This is a genomic window from Zoogloea sp., assembly GCF_017302315.1.
Classification (GTDB): domain Bacteria; phylum Pseudomonadota; class Gammaproteobacteria; order Burkholderiales; family Rhodocyclaceae; genus Zoogloea.
On the sequence record NZ_JAFLDT010000039.1, the window covers coordinates 13,023 to 38,062 of the forward strand.

General features: G+C 62.5%; 24 protein-coding genes and 1 tRNA gene. 14 read left to right on the top strand and 11 right to left on the bottom strand.

Annotated features, from left to right (window positions below):
- Positions 1 to 145: 145 nt before the first annotated feature.
- Positions 146 to 1,243 carry a TRAP transporter substrate-binding protein gene (locus J0L98_RS12720; protein ID WP_296412150.1) on the bottom strand — a complete coding sequence of 366 codons (1,098 nt, stop codon included), beginning with the start codon at positions 1,241 to 1,243 and terminating at the stop codon, positions 146 to 148.
- Between the two features lie 61 nt (positions 1,244 to 1,304).
- On the bottom strand, positions 1,305 to 2,645 hold the full coding sequence (gene pmbA / locus J0L98_RS12725) for a metalloprotease PmbA (protein WP_296412151.1): 1,341 nt from the start codon (positions 2,643 to 2,645) through the stop codon (positions 1,305 to 1,307).
- Positions 2,646 to 2,713: 68 nt separating this feature from the next.
- Between pmbA and yjgA the strand changes: the two genes are divergently transcribed.
- Both yjgA and mog read left to right on the top strand, forming a co-directional pair.
- Positions 2,714 to 3,274 (top strand): ribosome biogenesis factor YjgA, encoded by a 561-nt coding sequence (gene yjgA, locus J0L98_RS12730; RefSeq protein WP_296412152.1) that lies wholly within the window; start codon positions 2,714 to 2,716, stop codon positions 3,272 to 3,274.
- The gene (gene mog, locus J0L98_RS12735) at positions 3,271 to 3,858 is read left to right on the top strand and encodes a molybdopterin adenylyltransferase (RefSeq protein ID WP_296412153.1); all 588 of its coding nucleotides are present in this window, start codon (positions 3,271 to 3,273) and stop codon (positions 3,856 to 3,858) included. Before yjgA ends, mog begins: the two co-directional genes overlap by 4 nt.
- A 15-nt stretch (positions 3,859 to 3,873) precedes the next feature.
- On the opposite strand, the gene J0L98_RS12740 is transcribed toward mog, so the two are convergent.
- Complete coding sequence (locus tag J0L98_RS12740) at positions 3,874 to 4,545, bottom strand: protein-methionine-sulfoxide reductase heme-binding subunit MsrQ (RefSeq protein WP_296412154.1); 672 nt, start codon at positions 4,543 to 4,545, stop codon at positions 3,874 to 3,876.
- Between the two features lie 12 nt (positions 4,546 to 4,557).
- Positions 4,558 to 5,490, bottom strand: coding sequence for a protein-methionine-sulfoxide reductase catalytic subunit MsrP (gene msrP, locus J0L98_RS12745; RefSeq protein ID WP_296412173.1), 933 nt, complete (start codon positions 5,488 to 5,490; stop codon positions 4,558 to 4,560).
- Positions 5,491 to 5,763: 273 nt separating this feature from the next.
- Between msrP and surE the strand changes: the two genes are divergently transcribed.
- The 5 genes from surE to arsC all read left to right on the top strand — a co-directional run bounded on the left by surE (position 5,764) and on the right by arsC (position 9,669).
- Entirely contained in the window at positions 5,764 to 6,507 is a 744-nt protein-coding gene (gene surE, locus J0L98_RS12750) for a 5'/3'-nucleotidase SurE (RefSeq protein WP_296405041.1), read from the top strand.
- Positions 6,504 to 7,163, top strand: a complete 660-nt coding sequence (locus J0L98_RS12755) for a protein-L-isoaspartate(D-aspartate) O-methyltransferase (RefSeq protein WP_296412155.1) — start codon at positions 6,504 to 6,506, stop codon at positions 7,161 to 7,163. Before surE ends, J0L98_RS12755 begins: the two co-directional genes overlap by 4 nt.
- Before the next feature lie 35 nt (positions 7,164 to 7,198).
- Positions 7,199 to 8,167 (top strand): peptidoglycan DD-metalloendopeptidase family protein, encoded by a 969-nt coding sequence (locus J0L98_RS12760; RefSeq protein WP_296412156.1) that lies wholly within the window; start codon positions 7,199 to 7,201, stop codon positions 8,165 to 8,167.
- 159 nt (positions 8,168 to 8,326) lie between these two features.
- Entirely contained in the window at positions 8,327 to 9,262 is a 936-nt protein-coding gene (gene rpoS / locus J0L98_RS12765; RefSeq protein WP_296412157.1) for an RNA polymerase sigma factor RpoS, read from the top strand.
- 50 nt (positions 9,263 to 9,312) lie between these two features.
- On the top strand, positions 9,313 to 9,669 hold the full coding sequence (arsC, locus tag J0L98_RS12770) for an arsenate reductase (glutaredoxin) (RefSeq protein ID WP_296412158.1): 357 nt from the start codon (positions 9,313 to 9,315) through the stop codon (positions 9,667 to 9,669).
- A 9-nt stretch (positions 9,670 to 9,678) separates the two neighbouring features.
- On the opposite strand, the gene mltB is transcribed toward arsC, so the two are convergent.
- From mltB to J0L98_RS12790, 4 genes are read right to left on the bottom strand one after another with little or no spacing between them, the layout of a single operon-like run.
- Entirely contained in the window at positions 9,679 to 10,713 is a 1,035-nt protein-coding gene (mltB, locus tag J0L98_RS12775; RefSeq protein ID WP_296412159.1) for a lytic murein transglycosylase B, read from the bottom strand.
- The gene (locus J0L98_RS12780) at positions 10,710 to 12,656 is read right to left on the bottom strand and encodes a DUF3488 and transglutaminase-like domain-containing protein (RefSeq protein ID WP_296412160.1); all 1,947 of its coding nucleotides are present in this window, start codon (positions 12,654 to 12,656) and stop codon (positions 10,710 to 10,712) included. The genes mltB and J0L98_RS12780 overlap by 4 nt, the downstream gene beginning before the upstream one ends.
- Positions 12,653 to 13,612 carry a DUF58 domain-containing protein gene (locus J0L98_RS12785; RefSeq protein WP_296412161.1) on the bottom strand — a complete coding sequence of 320 codons (960 nt, stop codon included), beginning with the start codon at positions 13,610 to 13,612 and terminating at the stop codon, positions 12,653 to 12,655. Before J0L98_RS12785 ends, J0L98_RS12780 begins: the two co-directional genes overlap by 4 nt.
- Positions 13,612 to 14,529 carry an AAA family ATPase gene (locus J0L98_RS12790; RefSeq protein ID WP_296412162.1) on the bottom strand — a complete coding sequence of 306 codons (918 nt, stop codon included), beginning with the start codon at positions 14,527 to 14,529 and terminating at the stop codon, positions 13,612 to 13,614. Before J0L98_RS12790 ends, J0L98_RS12785 begins: the two co-directional genes overlap by 1 nt.
- Positions 14,530 to 14,703: 174 nt before the next feature.
- On the opposite strand from J0L98_RS12790, the gene J0L98_RS12795 reads away from it, so the two are divergent.
- The 3 genes from J0L98_RS12795 to bamC all read left to right on the top strand — a co-directional run bounded on the left by J0L98_RS12795 (position 14,704) and on the right by bamC (position 17,855).
- A complete protein-coding gene (locus J0L98_RS12795) occupies positions 14,704 to 15,630 on the top strand; it encodes a histone deacetylase family protein (RefSeq protein ID WP_296412163.1) in 927 nt (308 codons plus the stop codon).
- Positions 15,631 to 15,780: 150 nt separating this feature from the next.
- The gene (gene dapA / locus J0L98_RS12800; RefSeq protein WP_296412164.1) at positions 15,781 to 16,659 is read left to right on the top strand and encodes a 4-hydroxy-tetrahydrodipicolinate synthase; all 879 of its coding nucleotides are present in this window, start codon (positions 15,781 to 15,783) and stop codon (positions 16,657 to 16,659) included.
- A gap of 29 nt (positions 16,660 to 16,688) precedes the next feature.
- Positions 16,689 to 17,855, top strand: coding sequence for an outer membrane protein assembly factor BamC (bamC, locus tag J0L98_RS12805; protein WP_296412165.1), 1,167 nt, complete (start codon positions 16,689 to 16,691; stop codon positions 17,853 to 17,855).
- A gap of 11 nt (positions 17,856 to 17,866) precedes the next feature.
- Here the strand turns inward: bamC and J0L98_RS12810 are convergent, their stop codons facing one another.
- Positions 17,867 to 18,199, bottom strand: a complete 333-nt coding sequence (locus J0L98_RS12810) for a hypothetical protein (RefSeq protein WP_296412166.1) — start codon at positions 18,197 to 18,199, stop codon at positions 17,867 to 17,869.
- Between the two features lie 255 nt (positions 18,200 to 18,454).
- Positions 18,455 to 19,582, bottom strand: coding sequence for a cupin domain-containing protein (locus J0L98_RS12815; protein ID WP_296412167.1), 1,128 nt, complete (start codon positions 19,580 to 19,582; stop codon positions 18,455 to 18,457).
- An 86-nt stretch (positions 19,583 to 19,668) separates the two neighbouring features.
- Between J0L98_RS12815 and rlmD the strand changes: the two genes are divergently transcribed.
- A complete protein-coding gene (gene rlmD / locus J0L98_RS12820; RefSeq protein ID WP_296412168.1) occupies positions 19,669 to 20,982 on the top strand; it encodes a 23S rRNA (uracil(1939)-C(5))-methyltransferase RlmD in 1,314 nt (437 codons plus the stop codon).
- Positions 20,983 to 21,046: 64 nt separating this feature from the next.
- Here the strand turns inward: rlmD and J0L98_RS12825 are convergent, their stop codons facing one another.
- A complete protein-coding gene (locus J0L98_RS12825) occupies positions 21,047 to 21,736 on the bottom strand; it encodes a Bax inhibitor-1/YccA family protein (RefSeq protein WP_296412169.1) in 690 nt (229 codons plus the stop codon).
- A 105-nt stretch (positions 21,737 to 21,841) separates the two neighbouring features.
- On the opposite strand from J0L98_RS12825, the gene J0L98_RS12830 reads away from it, so the two are divergent.
- The 3 genes from J0L98_RS12830 to J0L98_RS12840 form a co-directional block, all read left to right on the top strand.
- A tRNA-Ser gene (locus J0L98_RS12830) sits at positions 21,842 to 21,929 on the top strand.
- 568 nt (positions 21,930 to 22,497) lie between these two features.
- Positions 22,498 to 22,935, top strand: coding sequence for a hypothetical protein (locus J0L98_RS12835; RefSeq protein ID WP_296412170.1), 438 nt, complete (start codon positions 22,498 to 22,500; stop codon positions 22,933 to 22,935).
- A gap of 39 nt (positions 22,936 to 22,974) precedes the next feature.
- A partial coding sequence (locus J0L98_RS12840; protein ID WP_296412171.1) for a site-specific DNA-methyltransferase occupies positions 22,975 to 25,040 on the top strand: 2,066 nt, incomplete at its 3' end.

The following is a 25,040-nucleotide window of genomic DNA, read 5'->3' on the forward strand; positions in this document are numbered from 1 at the left end:
ATCGCTACGAAAGGTGGAACGATTATTCATCAGCCTCCCGACCCCCGACAGTCAGGAAAACCCTATGCTGCCATGCGCAAATGGGCTCTTCGGCTCGATGTGGCGAGGGTGGGCTGAGCCACCCCCGGGGCGTCTTGGAGGGGGCCTACTTGCGGCCCTTTCCGGTGCGGGCGGCCTGCATGAAGTTGTCGAAGCGGTTCTCGGCCACGGCAAACCACTGGAGCTGGTCATCGCGAAATTTCTTCCAGGGCTCGTAGATCTTCTTGAACTTGGGGTTCCTGGCTGCAGTTTCCTCGTAGAGCTCCATCGCGATCTTGTAGCCCGCAGCCATGATCTCGTGGGGGAAGGGGCGTAGCTGGGTGCCGGAGCCAATCAGTTGCTTGAGGGCGGTCGGGTTCTTGGCATCGTAGGCGGCCTGCATTTCGGCGTGGGCGTAGGCGCAGGCATCTTCAAGGATGGTCTGGTATTCCTTGGGCAGGGAGGCCCAGTGCTTGGCATTCACATAGATCGTCAGCTGCGGCCCGCCTTCCCACCAGCCCGGGTAGTAGTAGTACTTGGCGACCCGGTTGAAGCCGAGTTTCTGGTCGTCGTAGGGGCCGATCCACTCGGTGGCGTCGATGGTGCCCTTCTCGAGGGCCGGGTAGATGTCGGCCGGGGGGATCTGCTGGGGCACCACACCCATGCGGGCCAGCACCTGCCCGGCAAATCCGCCGACGCGGAACTTGAGACCCTTCAGGTCATCGAGACCCTTGATCTCCTTTCGGAACCAGCCACCCATCTGGGTGCCGGTGTTGCCACAGGGGATGTTGACGATGTTGTAGTCCTTGAAGAACTCGCGCATCAGTTCCATGCCGCCGCCGTCGAACATCCAGGCGGTTTGCTGGCGGCTGTTCAAACCAAAGGGCAGGGCGGTGTCGAAGGCCAGGGCCGGATCCTTGCCGATGTACCAATACGAGGCGGCGTGCCCCATCTCGACCGTGCCATCCTTGACAGCGTCCAGGACGCCCGGGGTGGGGACGATCTCGCCGGCAGCAAACAGGCTGATCTGGAACTTGCCGCCGGTGGCCGCGGCGACGCGGCGGGCGACTGTCTCGGTGGCGCCGTAGATGGCATCCAGGGTCTTGGGAAAACCCGAGGCCAGACGCCATTTGATGGCGGGGAGGTCGGCCGCAAGGGCCGGGGCGACCATGGCGCCAGCGGCAATGCCGGCCGTGGCCTGTTTCATGAAGCGACGCCGTTCCATGTTCCTTCCTTTTCTTTCTCTTTGCGGATGGAGGGTGAAGCGAGGATGAGTGCGGGCCGGGTCAGGCGCCGGCTACGGTCATGCGATCAACGAGGATGGAGCCGCAGTGCTTGGAGCCACGCACCAGCACGTCGGAGCCGATCTCCTGGATGCCCATCAGCATGTCCTTGAGATTGCCGGCGATGGTGATCTCGTGCACCGGGTACTGGATCCGGCCGTTCTCGATCCAGAAGCCGGCGGCACCCCGGGAGTAGTCACCGGTGACGTAATTGACACCGTGACCGAGCAGTTCGGTGACCAGCAGGCCCCGGTCCATCTGTTTGATGAGGCCCTCCAGATCGTACTGGCCCGGCTTGACCAGCAGGTTGTGGCTGCCACCGGCATTGGCGGTGGTCTGCATGCCCAGTTTGCGGGCCGAATAGGTGCTCAGGAAATAACCCTGCAGCACACCGTCAATGATGACTTCGCGGTCGTGTGTGGCCACGCCATCATCGTCGAAGGGGCTGCTGGCGAAGGCCTTGGCCAGATGGGGGCGTTCGGAGATCTGGATGTGCGGCCGGAATACCGCCTTGCCCAGGCTGTCGAGCAGGAAGCTGGACTTGCGGTAGAGGGCGCCGCCGCTCACCGCATGTACGAAGGCGCCGATCAGGCCGGCGGCGAGGGGCGCTTCGAAGAGCACCGGCACCTCGCAGGTGGGGATCTGGCGGGCACCCAGGCGGGCGAGGGCGCGGCGGGCGGCGAAGGTGCCGATTTCTTCAGCGTCGGCGAGTTCGGCCGGGTCGCGCTTGGAGGTGTACCAATCGTCGCGCTGCATGTCATCGCCTTCGCCGGCAATGACGGAACAGGACAGGGCGTGGCGGGAGCTGGCGTAGCCACCCATGAAGCCGAGGCTGTTGGCCGAGATGAAGTGGGCTTCCTGCATGGATACGGCGGCACCATCCGAATTGCGGATTTCGGGGCTCACGGCAAAGGCCGCGCGCTCGCTGCGTCGGGCCAGTTCGATGGCCTCCTCCGTCGAGAGCTTCCAGGGGTGGTACAGATCGAAATCGGGGAAGCTCCGGGCCAGCAGGGCTTCTTCAGGGAGGCCGGCAGCCGGGTCGGGTGCGGTGAAACGGGCAATCGAGATGGCCGCGTCCACCGTGGCCTTGAGGGCACTCTTCGAGAAATCGGAGGTGCTGGCATAGCCGCGCTTCTGGCCGTCGTAGATGGTGACGCCGACACCCTTGTCGCGGTTGTATTCGATGGTGTCCACTTCATCCCGGCGGACGCTGACCGACTGGCCGAAGCCTTCGGAGATATCCACCTCGCAGGCCGTTGCACCGCGCTTGCGGGCGAACTTGAGGATATCCTCGGCAATGGTCTTGAGAGTGTCCTGACTGAAGCTGAAACGGTTGTCGGCCATGGCTTTGCGAATGGGGGCAGAGGCTAAAGGATATAATCTTACCCTTACAGAGCACTTCCCGCCCCCCGATGGCCAAGCACAAATACCACGAAGACGACGAATACACCGGCCCCAGCAAGTCCGCGCTCAAGCGCGAGAGCACGGCCCTGCAGGATCTCGGCCGCGAGCTGGCCGAACTGGGCAAGGAGCGTCTTGCAAAGGTACCCATTGATGAAGACCTGCGTGACGCGGTCAAGGATTACCAGCGTTTCACCTCCCACGAGGCCCGTCGGCGCCAATTGCAGTTCATCGGCAAGCTGATGCGCAACGTGGATCCGGAGCCCATCCGCGCGGCCCTGGATGCCTTCAAGGGTGTTTCTGCCACGGAGACGGCGAAAATGCACCGGCTTGAAGGTCTGCGCACCCGGTTGCTTGAGGACGAAAAGACCCTCCACGACATCGCAGAGACCTATCCCGGTGCCGACCTGCAGCAACTTCGGGTACTGCGTCGCAACGCCATCAAGGAGAAGGAGCAGAGCCGCCCCCCGCGCGCTTTTCGCGAACTTTTCCGAGTGCTGCGTGAACTCGAGGAGGGCGGCGCGGAGGCCGAATCCGGTTCCTACGACGCGGAATTTGGAGAAGAGGAATGAGCGAGGTATTGAAGATCGGTCTGCTGTCCATCAGCGACCGGGCCTCGGCGGGGGTCTATGAAGACAAGGGAATCCCGGCTCTGGAGGCCTGGTTCGGCAAGGCTCTGAGCTCACCCTGGCAGATGGAGACCCGTCTGATTCCCGATGAGCAGGCTGCCATAGAGGCCACCTTGATCGAGCTTTGCGACGTGGCGGGCTGCCATCTGGTGCTCACGACCGGCGGTACCGGGCCGGCGCCACGGGATGTGACTCCGGAGGCCACACTGGCCGTGGCCCACAAGGTGATGCCGGGCTTTGGCGAGCAGATGCGCCAGATCAGCCTGGCCTTCGTGCCCACCGCGATTCTCTCCCGTCAGGTGGGGGTGATCCGCGGCCAGTCCCTGATCCTCAACCTCCCCGGTCAGCCCAAGGCCATTGCCGAGACCCTGGAGGGTCTGAAGGACGCGGACGGCGTGCAGAAGGTGCCCGGCATTTTTGCTGCCGTGCCCTACTGCATCGATCTCATTGGCGGGCCTTACATCGAGACCCACGACGCGGTGGTCAAGGCCTTCCGGCCCAAGTCGGCCATCCGGGCAAAGACCTGATCGGGGTTGTCGGGATCACCGGGCGAAGATCTTGATGACCTTGCCTTGGTATTGCGGCTGCTGTGGCAGATAGCCTCCGGCCAGTTGCTTGCGCCGTTCCTGCTCCCGCCACCAGGCACGGAGCCCGAGCAGGGCGATGGCGATCAGCGTGTAGATCAGCGGCCAGGTGACGTCCTTCTTGATCAGCCACCAGAAATGCACGCAGCCGAGCAGCACGATCGGATAGATCGCGCGGTGAAGTGCCTGCCAACGACGCCCGCCGAGCCGGCGGATGGCGAAATTGCTGGAGGTGGCGGCGAGGGGGGCCATCAGCACCAGGGCAACAAAGCCGATGGTGATGAAGGGGCGTTTCAGGATGTCCCGGGCAATGGCTTCCCAATCAAAGAACTGGTCCAGCCACACATAGGTGGTCAGATGGGCCGTGGCGTAGGCGAAGGCGAACAGGCCGAGCATGCGGCGCAGGCGCAGAATCCAGTGCCAGCCGGTGAACTTGCGCAGGGGCGTCACCATCAGGGTGATGAGCAGGAAGCGCAGGGTCCATTCGCCAGTGCTGCGGGTGAGGGCTTCAATGGGGTTGGCCCCAAGGCTGTCCATCTCCAGGCCGCGCCACAGCAGGAAGGCGGGCGTCAAACAGAGCAGGAAGAGGGCGGCCTTGATGGCGATGAGGCTGGTCTTGCCGGGTGTCATGTTGATTTTGGGTCAGAAATTGCGGCGTAGATCCATGCCGGTGTAGAGGGAAGCCACCTGATCGGCGTAGCCGTTGAACATCAGGGTCTTGCGTTTCGAGAACTCGCCGATGCGTCTTTCGGTGGCCTGACTCCAGCGGGGGTGATCCACCTCGGGGTTCACATTGGAGTAGAAGCCGTATTCCGATGGCCCGGCCTTCATCCAGGCGGTGACCGGCTGCTTCTCGGTGAGGCGGATGGCCACAATGGACTTGCCGCTCTTGAAGCCGTACTTCCAGGGCACGACCAGCCGCACCGGTGCGCCATTCTGGATGGGCAGCACCTCGCCGTAAAGGCCGACCGCCAGCAGGGTGAGGGGGTGGCGGGCTTCGTCCAGGCGCAGGGCCTCGTTGTAGGGCCAGTCCAGTACACCGCGGGTCATGGTGGCCTTGTCGTAGTGGGAGATGAACTCCACGAAGCGCGCGCTGCCCTGAGGGTCGGCCAGCTTGAGCAGGGTGGCCAGGGGGATGCCGACCCAGGGAATGACCATGGACCAGCCTTCCACACAGCGCATGCGGTAAATGCGTTCCTCCAGCGGTGCGAGCTTGAGGATCTCATCGATACCAAATGTGCGTGGTTTGTTGACCAGTCCTTCAACGCGCACTGTCCAGGGTGTTGGCTTGAGTCTGTGGGTGTTCAGGGCTGGATCTCCCTTGTCGGTCCCCAACTCGTAGAAGTTGTTGTAGGTGGTGATTGCCTTGTAGGCGGTCTGGCTCTCGACCGTGCTCAGGGGGCTTTTCACGATTGGGCCGAGGGGCGATGAGGTCGTCGCGCGGGCCTTGCTGGCGGGCAGGGCACCGGCCAGGGCGAGGCTGCCGGCCATGGCGATGAAGCGGCGCCGGTCCTCATAGACGCCGGGCGGCGTGATCTCGGAAGGCAGGATGTCGTCGGGGCGGCGAAGCAGCATGATGGGCATACCGGAAAGGAACTGTCTGGTAGACGTGGCTGGAGGCCAATGATTACAGGTGTCTGCAACAAACTTTCGCAGGAGACCTTTTTTGCAGCCTTTGGTTCGTTGGCTCCGCCGTGGCGAGCGCCTAGCAGGTGCGAAGCCGAGTCTGCTAAACTCGAGGCCCAATCGGGGTTCCAACCGTGCCGCTCGTAGTTCGGGCCACCGCCGTTCCGGCGTGCCGATTCCTCAAGTCCGACTCCAACGCCAGAAAGCCTGATCCCGGTCCCCATGCGTATTCTGCTGAGCAATGACGACGGTTATTTTGCCCCTGGCCTGCAAGCCCTTGCGGCCGCGCTCTCTGAAATCGGGAAGGTGACCGTTGTCGCGCCCGAGCGGGATCGCAGTGGCGCCAGCAACTCGCTCACGCTTGATCGCCCCTTGTCCCTGCGCAAGGCGGCCAATGGTTTCCATTACGTCAATGGCACGCCGACCGACTGCGTGCATCTGGCTGTCACCGGCATGCTCGATGAATTGCCCGACATGGTGGTTTCGGGCATCAATCATGGCGCCAACATGGGCGACGACACCATCTATTCGGGTACCGTGGCGGCTGCCACCGAGGGCTTCCTGCTTGGCGTGCCGGCCATTGCCATCTCGCTGGTGGCGAAGGGGGCTTCCGATTTTTCCGGTGCGGCGCAGATTGCCCGGGAACTGGTGGAGCGTTTCCAGCGCGACCCCGTCAAGGTGCCGACCTTGCTCAACGTGAATGTGCCGGATCTGCCCTTTGATCAGATCAAGGGCATCCAGGTGACGCGCCTGGGCAAGCGCCACAAGGCCGAGCCGACCATCAAGTCTGTCACGCCGCGCAACGAGACCGTGTATTGGGTTGGCGCGGCCGGGGCGGCCCAGGATGCAGGCGAGGGCACCGATTTCCATGCCGTCGCCAATGGCTATGCTTCCATCACCCCCCTGCAGATTGATCTGACCCACCAGGGCCAGATTGCCACCGTCCGGGACTGGCTGGGCAAATGAGCAGCGAGGTCTTGCGGGCCGCACTGCAGACCGCCCAGCGCGCCCGTACACGGATGATCGAGCGCCTGCGTGAGCAGGGGGTGCGGGACGAACGGGTGCTGGCGGCCATGATGGCGGTGCCGCGTCATCTCTTCGTGGAGGAGGCTCTGGCCTCCCGTGCCTACGAGGACACGGCTTTGCCGCTGGGCCTGCAGCAGACCATCTCTCAGCCCTTTGTGGTGGCGAGAATGATCGAGATCCTGCGGGCAGGCCGAGAACTCGGCAAGGCCCTGGAGGTAGGCACGGGTTGCGGGTACCAGGCGGCTGTCCTGTCCCACGTGGCCACGGAGGTCTATTCGGTTGAGCGGCTGCGGCCTCTGCTTGATCGGGCGCGAAACAATCTGCGCCATCTGCGCTTGCCCAATGTGCGCCTGAAACATGCCGATGGCAGCCTCGGGCTTCGCGAAGCTGCACCCTACGACACGATCATCGTCGCGGCTGCAGCCCCCAAGGTGCCCCAGGCCCTGGTGGACCAGTTGTCCGAAGGTGGGCGCCTGATCCTACCTGTGGGGGCTGCCGAACAGAGCCTGGTATTGATTGAGCGCACGGTGCGCGGAATCCGAGAAACACGCCTCAGTGCAGTGCGCTTTGTGCCCCTGCTGCCCGGCATCGAATGAAGCTTTCTGAAAGTATGAAGTTGTCGCGTTTTTCCGTGTGTTTGCTTGTTGTTGCCGTCGGTGTGAGTGGGTGTGCCACCAAATCGCCGGCGCCGGTGGCTGAACGGGTTCGTCCTCCGGCTGCGGCTGTGGACAAACCCGAGGTGCCCGTTGCGCCGCCCCGGGTGGCTCGCCCGGGCTACTATATCGTGAAGCCGGGTGACACCCTGATCCGCATTGCCCTCGACAATGGACAGAATTACCGGGACATCGCCGCCTGGAGCGGACTGGAAAACCCCAACCTGATCGAGGTCGGTCAGGAGCTGAGGGTGCGGCCGCCTGAAACGGCTGCCGTCACACGGCCGGTCACGTCATCCAGTGTGGAGGTGCGCTCCGTGGCGACCCCCGCGCCTGCGACTCCTGTGGCGGCGGCCGATGGCCTGCGACGCGAGCCCAAAGGGGGCAAAGTGCCGTACTCCGAGCAGGCATGGGCCCAGGCCCAGAAGCCCGAGGCGCCCGTCGTTGTGGCCAAGGTCGACCCGAAGCCCGAGACCAAGCCCGAGGTCAAACCGGAATTGAAACCCGAGGTCAAGGCCGAACCCAAGGTCGAAGTCAAACCAGAGGCCCGACCGGACGAGGGCAAGGCGGGTGGCAACGGAACCATCGAATGGGCTTGGCCGGCGGGCGGCAAGGTCATTGCGGGTTTTAATGAAACCTCAAGCAAGGGCGTGGATCTTGCGGGCAAGCCCGGTGATCCGGTTTTTGCCGCGGCATCGGGGCGGGTTGTTTACGCCGGCACGGGGCTCCGGGGTTATGGCAAACTCGTGATCGTCAAGCATGACAACAGCTATCTCAGTGCCTATGCCCACAACCAGAATCTGCTGGTCAAGGAGGGGCAGGCGGTGAACAGGGGTCAGAAGATCGCTGAGTTGGGCGACACGGACAGTGATCGTCCCAAGTTGCACTTTGAGATCCGCCGGCAGGGCAAGCCGGTTGATCCGGGCAAGTACCTTCCCCCGCGCTGACCTGAACCTGGACGTGCCGGGCGGGGTGGGGTTGTGTTGATGACAGGAAAGACGATGTTCGATCCTCGCCCCACCCGTGATGGAAGGGGCGTCGGGATGGACCGAGTCGGAACATGATGATTCCGGCCAAGCTGTGCCCCATGATCCAGAGAGGAATCCATGTACGATCCGGCAGCGCCTGAGGAACTGGAAAACCCCGAGCCGGACTTGCCCCCGGAGGTCGAGGTTTTTCTCGAAGTGCCGGCGGCTTCGCCGGACACCGACTTCCTGGGCGATGTCACCCAGTTGTATCTCAACGAGATCGGGGCCAATCCGCTGCTGACCGCGGAAGAGGAGCTGGCCCTGTCCCGCCAGGTCCGGCTGGGGGACTTCGAAGCACGCCAGACCATGATCGAGCGCAACCTGCGACTGGTCGTCAATATCGCCAAGCATTACCTCAACCGGGGCATTCCTCTGCTCGACCTCGTGGAGGAGGGCAATCTGGGACTCATCCACGCCCTCGAAAAGTTTGATCCCGAGCGCGGCTTCCGCTTTTCCACCTACGCGACCTGGTGGATCCGTCAGAACATCGAGCGGGCCATCATGAACCAGTCCCGGACCATTCGCCTCCCGGTGCACGTGGTCAAGGAGCTGAATCAGGTGCTGCGTGCCCAGCGTCAGCTTGAGGCTGCAGGCAATGGTGACACGACCCTGGAGGAGGTTGCCCGGCGGCTTGATCGATCCGTGGAGGAGGTACGGGCCATCCTGGCGCTCAATGAGCACACCGCGTCCCTCGATGCTCCGCTGGACATTGACCCGTCCTTGTCCATTGGTGAGTCCCTGGCCGACGACGAGGCCGATACACCGGATGTCCAGATCCAGGATCTGGAGGTGGAGACCCTGGTGCGGGACTGGATAGGGCAGCTCAGCGAGAAACAGCGGCTGGTGATCCGTCATCGCTATGGCCTTGATGAGTGCGAGGTGCGCACGCTCGAGGAGCTCGCCGACAGTCTGGATCTTACCCGGGAGCGGGTACGCCAGATCCAGCTCGAGGCCCTGGGTCAGCTACGCCGCATCATCAAGCGGCGGGGGGTTTCCAAGGACGTGTTGCTGTAGTTGTTGTGTCGGCCGCTGCCGCCTTCATTCAATTCCGCGAATCGATTGCCATGAGCGAAACCCTCCGCATCTACCATAACGCCCGCTGTTCCAAGAGCCGCGCCGCCTGTGCCCTTGTCCGGGAGCAGGGATTCGAAGCGGAGGTGGTGGAGTATCTGAAGTCCCCACCCAGCCGGTCCGAGCTGGCCGAGATTTTGCGCATGCTGGGCGTGCCGGCAGTGTCCATCGTGCGCAAGGGCGAGGACATCTACAAGTCCGAATACCAGGGGCGTGAGCTCAATGAAGAGCAGTGGCTGGATGCGTTCGTGAAGCACCCCATCCTCATTGAACGGCCCATCGTGGTGCGGGGCGAGCGGGCCGTGGTGGCCCGCCCGCCGGAGCGGGTGCTGGAACTGCTGCGCGATTAGTCAGCCGATTCAGCGGCGCGCCGTCACTGCAGCTTCCCGGGTGGCCTTGACGGCTTCGCCCAGCTGGAAAACCGACATGGCGTAGAAGCTGCTCCGGTTATAGCGGGTGATCACATAGAAGTTCTGATAGCCCAACCAGTATTCGCTGTCTTCGCCGGGGGTGACGAGTTCAACAAAGGCGGCTTTTCCGGCGGGTGTTTCGCCGCTGGCGGCCTTGACGCCGTGGCTGGCCAGGGCGGTGGCGTCGAACGTCGGGTTGATGTCGTTGGCGAGCAGAGGCACCAAGTTGGCGTCCGGTCCCACGGCAGCGCGTACGGCAACCGGAGCACCGCTTTCCCAACCGTGCATCTGCATGTAGCGGGCGACGCTGCCGATGGCATCCTTCGGGCTGCCCTGCAGGTCGATCTGGCCGTCGCCGTCAAAGTCCACGGCGTAATTGCGCACGCTGCTGGGCAGGAACTGGGGCAGGCCCAGAGCGCCGGCGTAGGAACCCTGATAGTCGAGCGGGTCACGCCCCTGTTCGCGGGCCATCAGCAGCAGATTCTCAAGTTCGCCACGGAACAGCTCGGCGCGGCGCGGGTAGTCGAAGGCCAGGGTCGAAAGTGCCGACACGGCTTGATAGTTGCCGGTGTTGCGACCATAGATGGTTTCCACACCGATGATACCAACGATGATCTCCTCCGGGACCCCGTATTTGTCGCTGGCGGCGCGGATGCTCTCCCGGTGGCGCTCCCAGAAGGCGACGCCGGCCTTGATCCGCACCGGGTCGATGAAGCGGCCGCGGTAGCGTTGCCAGGAGCGAACGGCGACCGGGTCGCGGGGTGGCGAGATCGCCTTGATCACCGAGGGCAGGTACTGGGCACGGCGAAAGATGAAGGTCAGGGCGTCCTTGTCGAAGCCATGGCGCTCATGCATTTCGTTGATGAACTGCTGGGTTTCCGGTCGGTCGGCATAGCGGTCTGCCGCGTGGGCGTGACCCAGGAAGGCAAGGGCGGCGAGCAGGGAAACGGCACCGGTGAGGGGGCGAAGGGTTGAGATGCTCATCGGGGACGGAAAGCCTTGATGGATTGGTGAAAGCGCTGGCGGGCTGTGGGGTCGGCGTTGGCGCGGCCATAGCGCAGGTTGGCGTAGGTGGCAGCAATGGCATCCAGGTGGGGCGCCAGATCGGGACGCCGGCTACCAGCGCGACGGGCATAGTCGAGCGGCCCCTCCCAGGGCGCGCGCGGGATGCCGATGGCCGCAAGCTGCTGGCAGAACCGGGCCCAGTCACGGTCAATGCCATCCGCTGGCGAGCGCCGACGCAGGGCCCAGGCGGCCAGCACACCCGCTACGGCGGCCCCCGCTGCTGCCAGGAGGGCTGTGAGTGTCGTCCAGTCGGTTCGGGCCAGGCCCAGCGCGGAAAGCAGCGCCTGCTGGCGGGCCGGATTGTACCCGAGAACCCATTGATTCCAGCGGTTGTCGATGGCCTCCAGATTGTCGCGCAGGGTGCGCAGCCAGGGCAGGTCGCTGCGTACCAGCAGGGGCAGGCGGTCGATGCCGGGCAGTGCGCCCGCGAGGCCGCTGTCGATACGCCGCGGCGCGCTGGCTGCGGTTGGATCGATGCGCTGCCAGCCCTTTCCGGCGAGCCAGATCTCGGCCCAGGCATGGGCATCGGATTGGCGCACGACGAAGGAGCCGTCCACTGCGTTGATTTCGCCACCCTGGTAGCCCGTGACGACCCGCGCGGGGACGCCGGCGGCACGCAGGGTGACGACGAAGGCGGCAGCGAAGTGCTCGCAGAAGCCCTGGCGGGTCTCGAACAGGAAACTGTCCACATCATCTCGACCGAGAGGCAGGGGGTCGAGGGTGTAGGCCAGCTTGATGGCCTGAAAGTGGGCGATGACCAGGGCCGGGATCTCACCGCTTGTCCTCGCTTCGGCGCGCAAGCGGGTGCCGAGGGCACGGGTGCGAGGGTTGCTTTCCGGCGGAAGATACAAGGCCTGGCGTAGCACCGCGTCGCTTTCGTCGAGACCTACCTGGGTGCCGGGGTGGGACACGAGATCCACACGCACGCGGGTATGCACCGGCGCCTGGGCGAGCAGTTGGAAATCGCTGCTGTAGCGCAGGCCGGGGGCGGCGGCCGGAAAATCGAGGGCGAGCAGCCAGCGATGGTTGTGCGGCTCGAGGGTGAGCGTGTAGGTGTAGGCGGTGCCCTGGCTGCGATAGGAGGGCGCGTCGGTCACACTGCCTCGGGTTTGGCGCCAGGTACGGCCGTCGAACTCGCTCAGCACAGGGCCGCGCCAGTAGCGCTCTGCGGGTGGTGGCGGGTCGCCTTCGAAGCGGGCACGGAAGGCGATGGCGCCGGATTCGCTGATACGGGCCACGTCTCCCGGTGACATGCTGTCCGAAAGCCCGGTGCGGTGCGTGTAGGCATCGGCCGGCAGTCCCCACAGTGGCCCCTGGATTCGGGGAAACAGCACGAAGAGCACGAGCATGAGCGGCAGACCCTGGAGGACGAGGCGGGCAGCGGCCATGCCTCGTGCGCGGGGGGGCTCGGCCCGTCCCTCGAGTGAAAGCAGGGCGGCCACCGTGCTTACGCTGCCGGCCAGGGCAAGGGCCGCGACGCCCATGGTCTGTTGGTACAGGAACAGGCCCATCTCCATGAAGAAACTCAGCAGGATCACCGTCCGGGCATCCCTGACATCATGGGTTTCAAGCAGTTTGATGATCAGCAGGCCCGCCAGCAGGGCGATGCCGGGCTCCTTGCCGAACAGGCGCTGGAACTCGATGGCAACCAGGGCGACAAGGCTCAGGGCCAGGGCGAACAACAGGACGCGGTGGGGCAGACGGTCGCCCTGACGTAGCAGCACGATACGCCATCCCAGCAGCAGTCCGCATACGCCGATCAGGGACGGGGGCAGATGGGTGGCGTGAGGGGCAAGACTGAGGGCGGCACAGGCCAGCAGCCAGCCGGTCTGGTCCGGGCGCAGGTGGGGCTTGGGCGTCATCCGAACAGGGCCAGGCGGGTCAGGCAGGCGTGGCGGTGGGCCGTCCCCCGGCCCGGCGGGATGTCCGCACCGGGCAGGCTCAGCCCGTAGTCGATGCCGGCTCGGTCGGCTTCAAGGACCCATCGCGTCAGACGCGCCAGGCGTGCCTCCAGCCCCATGCCGGCGGGCAGATGGGCCCAATGGATGTGCACGTGGCGGGCACCGCTTCCATCGAATTCCTTGGTGCGCCAGGGGCCGCCCCGGGCCACCGCCTTCCAGGCCACATGACGTGGCGCGTCGCTGGGCTGGTGATGGCGCAGGCCAGCGAAATCGTCCTGCCCGTGCCCCTTTCCGCCGAGTCCCGCAGCGGCCGGTCCTCCCACGGGTAGCGGGGGGCCATCCTGTTCCGGTGCTGGGTAGACGAGACACCGTGCATCCGGTTGAAAGAGGCTCCAAGCGCGAATGAGGCCAAGGGGATGGCGGGTTTCGAGGGTCAGGCGGGGCAGGCTGATCCAGCCCCGGTGTCCGGTGGGGATGCGGACTATCTGGCTCGTGCTGCCGCAGGCGGCAATGTCGAATCGTTGCCGGTCGCCCGGGGTGTCCGGTGTCCCGGTGGGAAAGAGGATCAGGCCCTGGCGTTCCCTGAGCGCCGGGTTGGAGAGGACCACGCCGAACTGCGCCGGGTTGCCGCAGAACACGGCGTCGGCCCTGCCCGGGGTGATGCTCAGCCCCACCAGATTCCGGAAGGCGTGGTGGATGCTGATCCAGGCCACGCTGCCGATCAGGAACGTGAGCGCGAAGCCCAGGCTCAGGGTGTAGTTGATGGATGTCAGGAGCATGATCAGCAGGGTCAGTGCCAGGGCGAGCCCGAAGCGTGTTGGCAGGACAAAGATGCGCCGTTGCCCCAGTACGATGGGGGGCGCTTCCGGTCCGCTGACGCGGAACAGCCAACGATGCAGGGACGCCCGCAGCCCCATCAGGGCAGGGGCACTGCCATGAGCAGGCGACGGGTCAGTTCATCCGGGGGCAAGGGGAGCTCCCCCACGGGGCGCAGGCGGTGGCCGGCTACTGCCGGCAATACGGCCTGGACGTCCTCGGGCAGGACGTGGTCCCGCCCCCCGAGCAGGGCCCAGGCACGGGCCGCCGCCAGCAGGGCCAGACCCGCACGGGGTGACAGTCCGCTGGAGAAGTCGCCGCTCTCGCGGCTGCGGGCCAGGAGCGCCTGGACGTAGTCAAGCAGGCGTGGGCCGACGTGGATCTGGCGGGTCGCCGCCAGCAGGGTATCCAGCTCGCCCGCGGCGAGGACGGGGGGCAAACGGGCCAGCATGTTGCGGCGGTCTTCGCCGGCCAGCAGTGCACGTTCTGAGGCCGGGTCGGGATAGCCGAGGGAAATGCGCATCAGAAAGCGGTCGAGCTGGCTCTCGGGCAAGGGGAAGGTGCCGATCTGGTCCGTCGGGTTCTGGGTGGCGATCACGAAGAACGATGCAGGCAGGGGGTAGGTGCGCCCCTCGGCACTGATCTGGCGCTCCTCCATCGCTTCAAGCAGGGCGCTCTGCGCCTTGGGTGTGGCCCGATTGATCTCGTCGGCGAGGATCATCTCGCTGAATACCGGGCCGGGATGAAAACGGAAGCTGCCGTCCCGCTGGTCGAACACGGATACCCCGAGAATGTCGGCCGGGAGCATGTCGCTGGTGAACTGGATTCGCTGGAACCTCAGACCGAGCAGATGGGCCAGTGCATGGGCCAGGGTGGTCTTGCCGACTCCCGGCATGTCTTCCATGAGAAGGTGTCCCCGGGCGAGCAGGCAAGCGAGGGCGAGGCGAACGGCATGCTCCTTGCCAAGGATGATCTGGCTGGCCGCGTCGATCAGGCGGGTGGCAATGTGGGTCGGCATGTCGCGGGCTTTTTTCGGCGTGAAGTTAAGGGGATAATGATTCCACAAGAGCATTCCGGGAATGGCCTCTGATGACGACTCCCTCGTGGTATGGAGTACGTTCCATGCGGCAGGTTCGCCGGGTGCGAAATCAACAGACATTGACGACGCATCGCGAGAGGCGGGGGAGAGTTTATGACGAGTACGGCATTCATCACGCACCGGGATTGCTGGCTGCACAACATGGGCGAACATCACCCGGAGTCTCCTGAGCGGCTTGGGGCGATCAATGACCGCCTGATCGCGGCCGGCCTCGACATGTACCTCTCTTTTCACGATGCCCCCAGTGCCAGTGTTGATCAGATCTCCCGCGCCCATCCGCGCGAGCATGTCGAGGAGTTGCTGGCCAGCGTGCCCGAACACGGCATCCGCCACCTCGATCCGGATACCGCCCTGTGCCCCAATTCCATGAAGGCGGCCCTGCGTTCTGCCGGGGCCGGCATCTACGCTACTGATCTGGTGATGTCGGGTCAGGCCGAAAACGCCTTCTGCGCCATCCGCCCGCCCGGCCACCATGCCGAGGCTGCCAAGGCCATGGGCTTCTGCTTCTTCAACAATGTTGCGGTTGCGGCCCGTCATGCCCTTGAGGAGCATGGCCTGAAGCGCGTGGCCATCATCGATTTCGATGTGCATCATGGCAATGGCACCGAGGACATCTTCAAGGATGATCCGCGTGTGCTGATGGTCAGCATCTTCCAGCACCCCTTCTATCCCTATAGCGGCGCGGACAATCCGGCGCCCAACATGGTCAACGTGCCCATCAAGGCGGGCAGTCGTGGTGATGTGTTCCGGGAGATCGTCAGCAACATCTGGATGCCGGCCCTGCGCAATCACGCCCCGGAAATGATTTTCATCTCTGCCGGCTTTGATGCCCACTACGAGGACGACATGGGCTCGCTGGGTCTGGTGGAGGCCGATTACATGTGGGTCACCGAGCAGCTCAAGACCGTGGCGGCCGAGTCGGCCAACAGGCGCATCGTATCCCTGCTGGAGGGGGGCTATTCCCTGTCGTCCCTGGCCCGCAGTGTTGTTGCGCATATCAAGACCCTGGCCGACCTTTGATCAGGGCCCCGCTTCGGCGGGCTTCCACTGTTTTCCGGGCGCGCCAGCCGGGCATTGTTGCCCGGTATTGGTAACAGCAGTTTGCGCCCGTCTAGCCTTCCCGAAGTGATTGGGTACAATAGACAACTTTCCCTCTCTCCCCGATATCCCATGATTACCGGTTCGATTGTCGCCATCGTTACCCCGATGCACGAGGATGGCAGCCTGGATCTTCCCCGTTTGCGTAGCCTCATCGACTTTCATGTCAAGGAAGGCACCGATGGTATCGTTGTTGTCGGCACGACCGGCGAGTCGCCCACGGTCAACGTGGAAGAGCACTGCGAGCTCATCAGCGTTGCGGTCGAGCATGCGGCGGGACGCATTCCCATCATTGCCGGGACGGGTGCCAACTCCACCCGCGAGGCCATCGAGCTGACGGAGTTCTCCCGCAAGGCCGGTGCCGTTGCCGGTCTGTCGGTGGTGCCCTATTACAACCGTCCGACCCAGGAGGGCTTGTACCAGCATTTCCGTACCATCGCCGAAGCGAGTCCGCTGCCGATGATCCTGTACAACGTGCCCGGTCGCACCGTTGCGGATCTGTCCAACGACACCGCCCTGCGTTTGGCCGAGGTGCCCAACATCATCGGCATCAAGGATGCGACCGGCAGCATCGACCGTGCCTGTGACCTGATTGCTCGTGCGCCAAAGGGTTTTGCCCTTTATACCGGTGACGACATGACCGCCATGGCCTTCATCATGCTGGGCGGTCACGGTACCATTTCCGTGACAGCCAACGTTGCCCCGCGCCTCATGCACGAGATGTGCACCGCGGCGGCGGCAGGCGATGGTGTGCGTGCCCGCGATCTGAATGCCAGGCTGGTCGGGCTGCATCGTCACCTGTTCTGCGAAGCCAACCCCATCCCCGTGAAGTGGGCTGTGGAGCAGATGGGCTTCATCGGCAAGGGCATCCGCCTGCCGCTGACCCGTCTGTCCGAATCCTGCCAGGCCCGTGTGCATGACGCCATGCGCCAGGCTGGCGTCGAAGTTTGAGTTCGTCTTTCCCACCCCGAGGGTTACGCATGCAAAGCCGAAAGCTGGCTTCCGGCTCAGCGGTTGTCGTCGCGACGATCGTCCTGAGCGGTTGCTCCGGTTCCTTGCTGGAATCGAAGAAGATTGATTACAAGAGTGCAGCGGTTGCGCCCACCCGGTCCACCCTTGAGATCCCCCCGGACCTCACGGCACCGACTGCCGATGATCGCTACGCGGTGCCGGACATCAATCCGAAGGGCACGGCCACTTTTTCCGCCTACAGCGCGGAACGAAGCGGGCAGACAGCTACCGCTGGCGCGGCGCCAGCCGTGACCCGGGTTGCGCCCCAGTCCATTGACAAGATGCGCGTGGAGCGTTCGGGTAGCCAGCGTTGGTTGGTTGTTCCCGGCACGGCCGACAAATTGTGGCCTCAGGTGCGGGAGTTCTGGCAGGAAAACGGCTTCATCCTGAACGTTGATCGTCCCGAGATTGGTGTCATGGAAACCGACTGGGCCGAGAATCGGGCCAAGATCGACAATGGAATCATCCGAAACACGATCGGCAAGGTCATCGACGGCCTTTACTCCACGCCAGAGCGCGACAAGTTCCGCACTCGTCTGGAAAGTGCTGGCGAGTCGGGCTTTGTCGAGATCTTCATCAGTCACCGGGGCATGATGGAGATCTATCCGAACGAAGCCAAGGACCGGACCATATGGCAGCCACGGCAGGCCGATCCCGAGCTTGAGGCCGAGTTTCTGCAGCGCCTGATGATTCGCCTCGGTGCAGACGAAACCCGCGCCAAGGCCCAGATCGCGGTCGTTCCGCAGGTTGAAAAGGCCAAACTTCAGAATGCACCCACGGGCGCCGCGGTGCTGCAGGTCGAAGAGGGCTTTGATCGTGCATGGAGAAGAGTGGGCCTTGCCCTGGACCGGGTGGGGTTCACGGTGGAGGACCGGGATCGTTCCCAGGGTTTGTACTACGTGCGCTATGTTGATCCGGAGACGGACAAGAAGAAGGGCGACGACGAAGGCATCCTGTCCAAGCTGGCCTTCTGGCGGAGCACCAAGGCGCCGACGGTTTCCGGCAGCCAGTACCGGGTCCACGTAAAAGGTGCTGACGGTACCTCCACGGTTCAGGTGCTGACCCGTGAAGGCGGCACTGATACATCCGAATCAGCGCGCAAGATCATGGGGTTGTTGTTCCAGCAGCTCAAATAAGCGCTCTTCACTTAAAGAAAAAACGCCGGCATGTCCGGCGTTTTTTGCGTGTGCTGGCCGGACGGCATGCCGTCGGTCAGGACATAAAAAAAGCCAACCCGCAGGTTGGCTTCTTCTTCACCAGGAGAAGAATTACTTCTTCTCGGCAGTGGCAGCAGCAGCGGCAGCGTTCTCGGCGGTGGAACCAGCCGGGGCAGCAGCAGGAGCGGCGGCGGCCGGAGCAGCAGCGCCTTCAGCGGGCTTGGCATCGGCAGCGGGAGCAGCGGCAGGAGCAGCAGCCTCAGCGGGCTTGGCTTCGGCGGCGGGAGCAGCGGCAGGAGCAGCAGCGGGGGCCGGAGCTTCAACGGGCTTCGGCTCTTCCTTCTTGCCGCAAGCGGAGACAGCGAGTGCAACGAGAGCAGCAACCAGGAGAGATTGTTTCATTGTTGGTTTCCCTTATCGATAAATGAAGTACAACAACCAAATTAGAGGAGCAACCAGGTGAGGAACCTGATGTGATGTGTATGCTAACACGGACGAAGTCCTTGAATAAAGACATTGTTGCGACGCCGCAACGTTTCCGGTGCTGTGTCGAGTCTCCCGGGGTGTCCGGGCCACCATCACATCAGCGATCCTGATGGGGTCGCAAAGCCGCAGCAGTACCAGTCATAGAGAAGGGCAATTGTTTCTTCGGACAGGCCGGAGAGGCTTTCAAGCTGGCGGTGGTCGGCAAGCTGCTCGATGATGGCCTTGTCCTCATCGGGCACAGTGATGGCTTCGCCATTGATGAAAAACTGGCCACCGGAAAAAAGCAGCAGGGTGCAGGCATCAAGGCGATAGCCCTGGCCCAGGCAGGCGTCCACGAAATCATCGTGTTCAAGCGGGTCATCGGGCGAGTCGAAATATACGTGGGCCTTGGGTTCGGTGAGGTAGGCGCCCAGGAAAGCGCGCACGTCTTCCCGGGTCCAGGTGATGCGCGACAGGCTGTCGGCAACCTTGTCAATCATTCGCTCGCCGATTTCCGCCGAGTGGACCTGCCGTTCCAGTTCGGGGTCGGCGTAGATGCCGTCGAGCTGAATGGTGTCCTGGAGGTGGATGAGGAACTGTTGGGCGAGCTCCTGGGTGGTGGGGGAGCGGAAACCGATGGAGTACGTCGTGCACTCGCCGATGGCGATCCCGTTATGGGCCCAGTGGGGTGGCAGGTAGAGCATGTCGCCGGGCTCCAGCACCCAGTCGTGCACGGGGCGGAAATCCTGGAGGATCTTCAGCGGCGCATCCTCGATCAAGCGGCGCTCCTCCTGGTTGCTGATCTGCCAGCGGCGCTGGCCTATGCCCTGGAGCAGGAAGACATCGTAGTTGTCGAAATGCGGGCCGACACCCCCACCATCCACGGCGTAGCTGACCATCAGGTCGTCCAGGCGGGCCTGGGGAATGAAATCAAAGCGGTGCAGCAGCGCGTCTCCTTCAGGACAGAACAGGTTCAGACCCTGTATCAGAACCGTCCAGGGCTGTGCCTTCCGTTTGAGATCGGCCGCCTTCTGCGGGCCGTGGATGACCTGCCAGTTATTGTCGCGATGGGTAACATAGCGGGATTCGACTTCCGGATCGCGCGCCAGCTCAAAAAGCTCTGACTTGCTTGCGACGCCGGTGAAGCCGGGCACTGCCTGGCGGATGAGCAGTGGTTTCTTTTGCCAATATTCGGCGAGGAATTCCTCCGCCGTCAGGCCGCCGAGAAGAGTGTTTGTCATGGCGCGGATTATAGCGCTTCGCCTTGCCAAGACCCGGGTGGGGGATAAAATGGCGCCCTTTCCCCAACAGCTTCCTGTCTCCTGCCATGAGCACCACGCCCGTCCGCGAAACCGTCATTGAATCCTTGGACCATGATGGTCGCGGCGTAGCCCATGTGGACGGGAAGACGATTTTTGTCGAAGGGGCGTTGCCGGGCGAACGGGTTGAATTTGTCGCCTACAGGATCAAGCCGCGCTTCGAAGTGGCGGACGTGGTGCGCATCATCGAACCCAGTGCCCAGAGGGTGATTCCCCCCTGTCCTCATTTTGGCGTGTGTGGCGGATGCAGCATGCAGCATCTGGAGGCCACCGCCCAAGTGGCGGCCAAGCAGCGAGTGCTGGAAAATGCCCTGTGGCATCTCGGGCGAGTCCGTGCGGATGTGCTCTATCCTCCCATCGTCGGGCCGGCTTGGGGCTACCGCTACCGGGCTCGTCTGACTGTTCGCCATGTGCCGAGCAAGGGGGGCGTGCTGATCGGTTTTCACGAACGGCGCAGCAGCTATGTGGCGCCAATGGACGAATGCGCCATCCTTCCCCCCCACGTCTCGGCCATGGTCCCACGTCTGCGGAGTCTGGTCGCCCACCTGTCGGCGCCCGATCGCTTGCCGCAGATCGAGATTGCTGTTGGTGAAGGCCTCACGGCCCTTGTTTTTCGTCACCTGCAGCCCTTTACCGCCGCCGACGAGACGCTTCTTGCCGCTTTCGCCCGGGACGAGGGCGTGCAGGTCTGGGGGCAGCTGAACGGCCCTGACTCGGCCCGGCGCCTGTTCCCCGCCGAAGCCCCGGGGCTGGCGTACACCTTGCCGGAGTTTGGCGTCTCGATGGCCTTTCGGCCGACCGATTTCACCCAGGTCAACATGGGGATCAACCGTCTGCTGATGCGTCGTGCCATGCAGTTGCTGGATCCCCGTCTCGGCGAGCGGATTGCCGACCTGTTCTGCGGTCTGGGCAACTTCAGCCTGCCCATCGCCAAAGCGGGTGCCCGGGTGGTTGGCGTGGAGGGGAGTGATGCGCTGGTGCGGCGAGCAGGCGAGAACGCCCGCGCCAACGGATTGGAGGCGTGCAGCGAGTTCTACGCGGCCAACCTGTTCGAGGCCACCGAAGACAGCATTGCCGCCCTTGGTCACCTGGATAAAATGCTTATCGACCCCCCTCGGGAGGGTGCAATTGCTGTAGTCAAAGCCCTCGGCGCGTCGGCACCTCCGCGGATCGTTTACGTGTCCTGCAACCCCGCAACCCTGGCCCGGGATACCGCAGTGCTCATTCACGAAAAGGGCTACCGCCTGAAGGGGGCCGGTATCGCAAACATGTTCCCGCAGACATCGCATGTGGAATCCATTGCTCTCTTCGAGCGGGATTGAGGTGCGTGCCGCAGGCATGAAAAAGGCGACCCGGAGGTCGCCTTTCTTGCTGCTGGACAATCGATCAGTCGCGATCACCGCCGCCGAAGGCCATCACCAGGTTGAGCAGGCCGACGAAGATGTTGTACACATCCAGATAGACCGCCAGGGTGGCCGTCACGTAGTTGGTTTCACCGCCCCGCACCACATTGCTGATGTCGTACAGCAGATAGCCCGAGAACAGCATTACCACTGCAGCGGAGATCACAAGGTGCAGCACCGGCATCTGCAGGAAGATGTTGGCCACGCTAGCCAGCAGGATCACCACCAGGCCGACCATCAGGAACTTGCCCATGTTGGTGAAATCGCGCTTGGACACGCTGGCAATGCTCGCCATCGTGGCAAATACGGCACCTGTACCGCCAGCGGCCAGGGCGATCATGGAGCCGCCGTTGGAGAAGCCCAGGGCGACCTGCAGGATGCGCGACAGCATCAGGCCCATGAAGAAGGTGAAGCCCAGCAGCAATGCGACGCCGAGGCCGTTGTTCTTGTTCTTCTCGATGCCGTAGAAGAACGCGAACGAAATGCCCAGGAACAGCGCGAAGGCGATGAAAGGGCTACCCGCCAGGAACGAGAACTGCATTTGCACGCCGAGCAGTGCACCGGCAACGGTCGGCACCATCGAGAGCGCGAGCAGCATGTAGGTGTTGCGCAGCACGCGGTTTGCGCCTTGCGACAAAACCTGCGTTTGCTGACCGTAAGTGTCGAGTTGCATGGATTTCCTCCAGATTGATGTAAAGCAGATGACCTGCACTGCTTGAGAGTAACGGACGCCCCTGAAAGTTTCAACCGCGCGGCCCATGCTAGAATGCGCGCCCGCGGAGGTGTGGCAGAGTGGTCGATTGCACCGGTCTTGAAAACCGGCAACGGGAAACCGTTCGTGAGTTCGAATCTCACCGCCTCCGCCAGGTATCCAGAAAAAACGCTCCTTCCGGAGCGTTTTTTCTTTGCGCGGTGTGCCCGGCAGCTCCGTGCCACCCGCGAAACACTTTCGCCGTCTGAATCGTCATCTTTCCGCCAGGAAACGAACTTACAGCCCGTGAAACTGAGTTTCAGCGCCTGAAACTGCGTTGCGCGGGCCGGAAACATCGTTTCAGCGCTTGAAACTGTCTTTCCGGCCCGAGAAACCTCGATTCACGGCGTGAATCGAGGTTTCAGGCGTTGAGACGCTTACCTGCCGCCAGTCAACCCGGGTTCCGGCCGATCACGCCTTCGACCGGCGAGCTCGGGCTGCCCTGGTATACACTGTTTCCGGCCCAAATTTGACCACCGGGGCCAAGGTGGGGGCGGGGGCACCAAACCTAGTTGCCAACCTCTGATCCACCAGAAGCCGTCCTGCGTCGATTTTGGCCCGGTCTCTGACCTGGCCAGCAGTTCCGCACGCGGCAGGGTCGAACCCACCACGAGACGTTTAAGCGACTAACACTGTCCAATCATCTTGGCGTCAAGGCCTGACGTCGCACTAGGGGATCGTGAATGCCTCGTAAGCCATCCAAGCCCGCCAAAGCCCCCAAGGCCTCCAAGTCGTCGACCAGAGTCGAACCTTACGAGCACTCCACGCCCAAGGCCCCGTTGCGGCCTGATGTGGGCACGCAGGCGCAGTTCAAGAAGAAGCTGCCGCCCAAGACCTATCGCTACGATAGCAGCTTGAACCCGGCATTGGACTGGGACAACAACCCGGTGAGGACCATCGGTGAGGCCTTAATCAAGAAGATTCAGGATGCGAAGTCCATTGATGAGGCGAAGGCCGCCGCTGCCGAGCTAAGGCGGATGAGCAAACCATTTCTTAACTGGGCGGGGAAGGCCGAGCGGCTCAGTTTTGAAGTTCCTACGCTTCCCCTGTTCATTCACGAACGGCTTTCCACCCAAGCAATTTTGGAGACTTTAAAGAGCCACCGCCGAGACAAACAATAAAGTTTTTTTGATGACCTTTTTAAGGACCCAAGGCACAGCGTGACCGAGCAAGTCTTGCGGGCCTATGAGCATCAAGATGATTGGGTGAATAGGCTGGTCATGGGCGATAGCCTTGTCGTGCTCAACAGCCTGCTCCACTACGAAAACATGGGTGGCAAAGTCCAGATGATCTATATGGACCCGCCTTATGGGGTCAAGTTTGGCAGCAATTTCCAACCTTTCGTGCGGAAGCGTGAAGTGGGTCACGGTGTTGATGAAGAGATGACCCGCGAACCAGAAATGGTGCAGGCTTATCGTGATACCTGGGAGTTGGGGCTTCACTCCTATTTGGCATATCTACGGGATCGCTTGGTCCTGTGCCGCGAACTCTTATCTTCGAGCGGCAGCGTCTTTGTTCAGATCGGAGAAGAAAATCTTCATCATGTCCGAGAACTAATGGACGAGGTTCTTGGGAATGAAAACTATGTCTCGACCATTTCGGTCAAGAAGACAGCGACACCCCGAAGCCTGCTGGACTCAAGCGTCTTCTATGTAATTTGGTATGCGAAAGATGCTGAGCACGTGAAATACAACCCGCTATTCGTCCCGAAGCCATGTGATGAGTGGGCGCGTGATACGCCCGGCGGTTCGTGGGGAGTCGAAATCAACGGAAAGCGTCGTCCGCTTACACCGGAGGAGAAGAACAATACCAATCTCTTGCCTGCGGGGGCGAAGGTCTATTGCTTGTCCAAATTGACCTCGGCCGGAGCTGGGGCCAATGACTGGGCATTTGAAATTGACGGCAAGCAGTTTAAGGCTGGTCCGAATGCTCATTGGAAGACAACGCAGGAGGGCATGCAGACGCTCATCAAGGCCGGACGCATTGAGATGCGAGACCGACCCTGGTTTGTGCGGTTTCATTCTGACTACGTTGTCCAACGACTTACCAATATCTGGGAAGACACGGCTGGAAAGGCGGCCGAGACGGTCTATGTGGTTCAAACCCAGCCAGATGTTGTTCAGCGCTGTATCCTGATGACGACTGATCCAGGCGATTTGGTCATTGATCCCACCTGTGGAAGCGGCACAACAGCACTCGCAGCGGAGTTGTGGGGGCGGCGCTGGATTACCTGTGACGTTAGCCGAGTCCCACTTGCGTTGGCACGGCAGAGACTCCTGACTGCCACTTACCCCTTTCACGAGCTCAAACAGCCCGACAGCGGGCCAGCGGGCGGTTTTGTCTACAAAAGAAAGAAGAACTCCAAGGGCGAAGATGTGGGCGGAATTATTCCTCACATCACGCTCGGCTCTATTGCTAACAACGAACCAGAAGAAGAAGTGGTTATTGTCGATAGGCCGGAAACACAGTCAGGGGTTATGCGAGTCACCGGACCATTTACATTTGAGGCTACAATCCCGACGGCACTTGACCCGGTTTCTGACCAGGACAAACCTTCGGCAGACGACGTTTCTGCCTACGGCAGCTACGTCGACAGGATGATTGAGGTCTTGAAAAAGAGCCCCGTGTTGCAGTTGCCCGGAAAAAAGTCGGTGACCTTCAAAACGATCCGGGTTCCGGCTAAGACGTTATCACTTTCCGCAGAAGCGACTGTAGTGAATGGAAAGGAACGACCCTGTGCGTTGGTGTTTGGACCGGAAAATGGAGCGGTTAGTGAGCGGATGGTCCACGAAGCAGCACGGGAAGCAGCCGCCAAGAAGTATGAGCACCTTTATGTGATTGCTTTTGCAATTCAGCCCAATGCGCGAGAACTGGTTGAGCACTGTGACGAGGTAATGGGAATCCCGGCAACCTATGTCCAGGCAACGCCTGACCTTTTGATGGGCGATCTGCTAAAGAATATGAGGTCGAGCCAGATATTTAGCGTCTGTGGACTTCCGGAAATCTCGGTGAAGAAGGCTAAGGGCAGCGAGGTCACAGTGAAGTTGCTTGGCTTGGACGTGTTCGATCCGGTTTCGATGGAAACCCACCATCGATCAGGTGGCGATGTTCCGGCCTGGTTCTTGGATTCGGACTACAACGGCTTGAGCTTTCATGTCACACAGGCCTTCTTCCCCCGCACACAGGCTTGGGACAACTTGAAAAAGGCCTTGAAGGCAGACTTCGA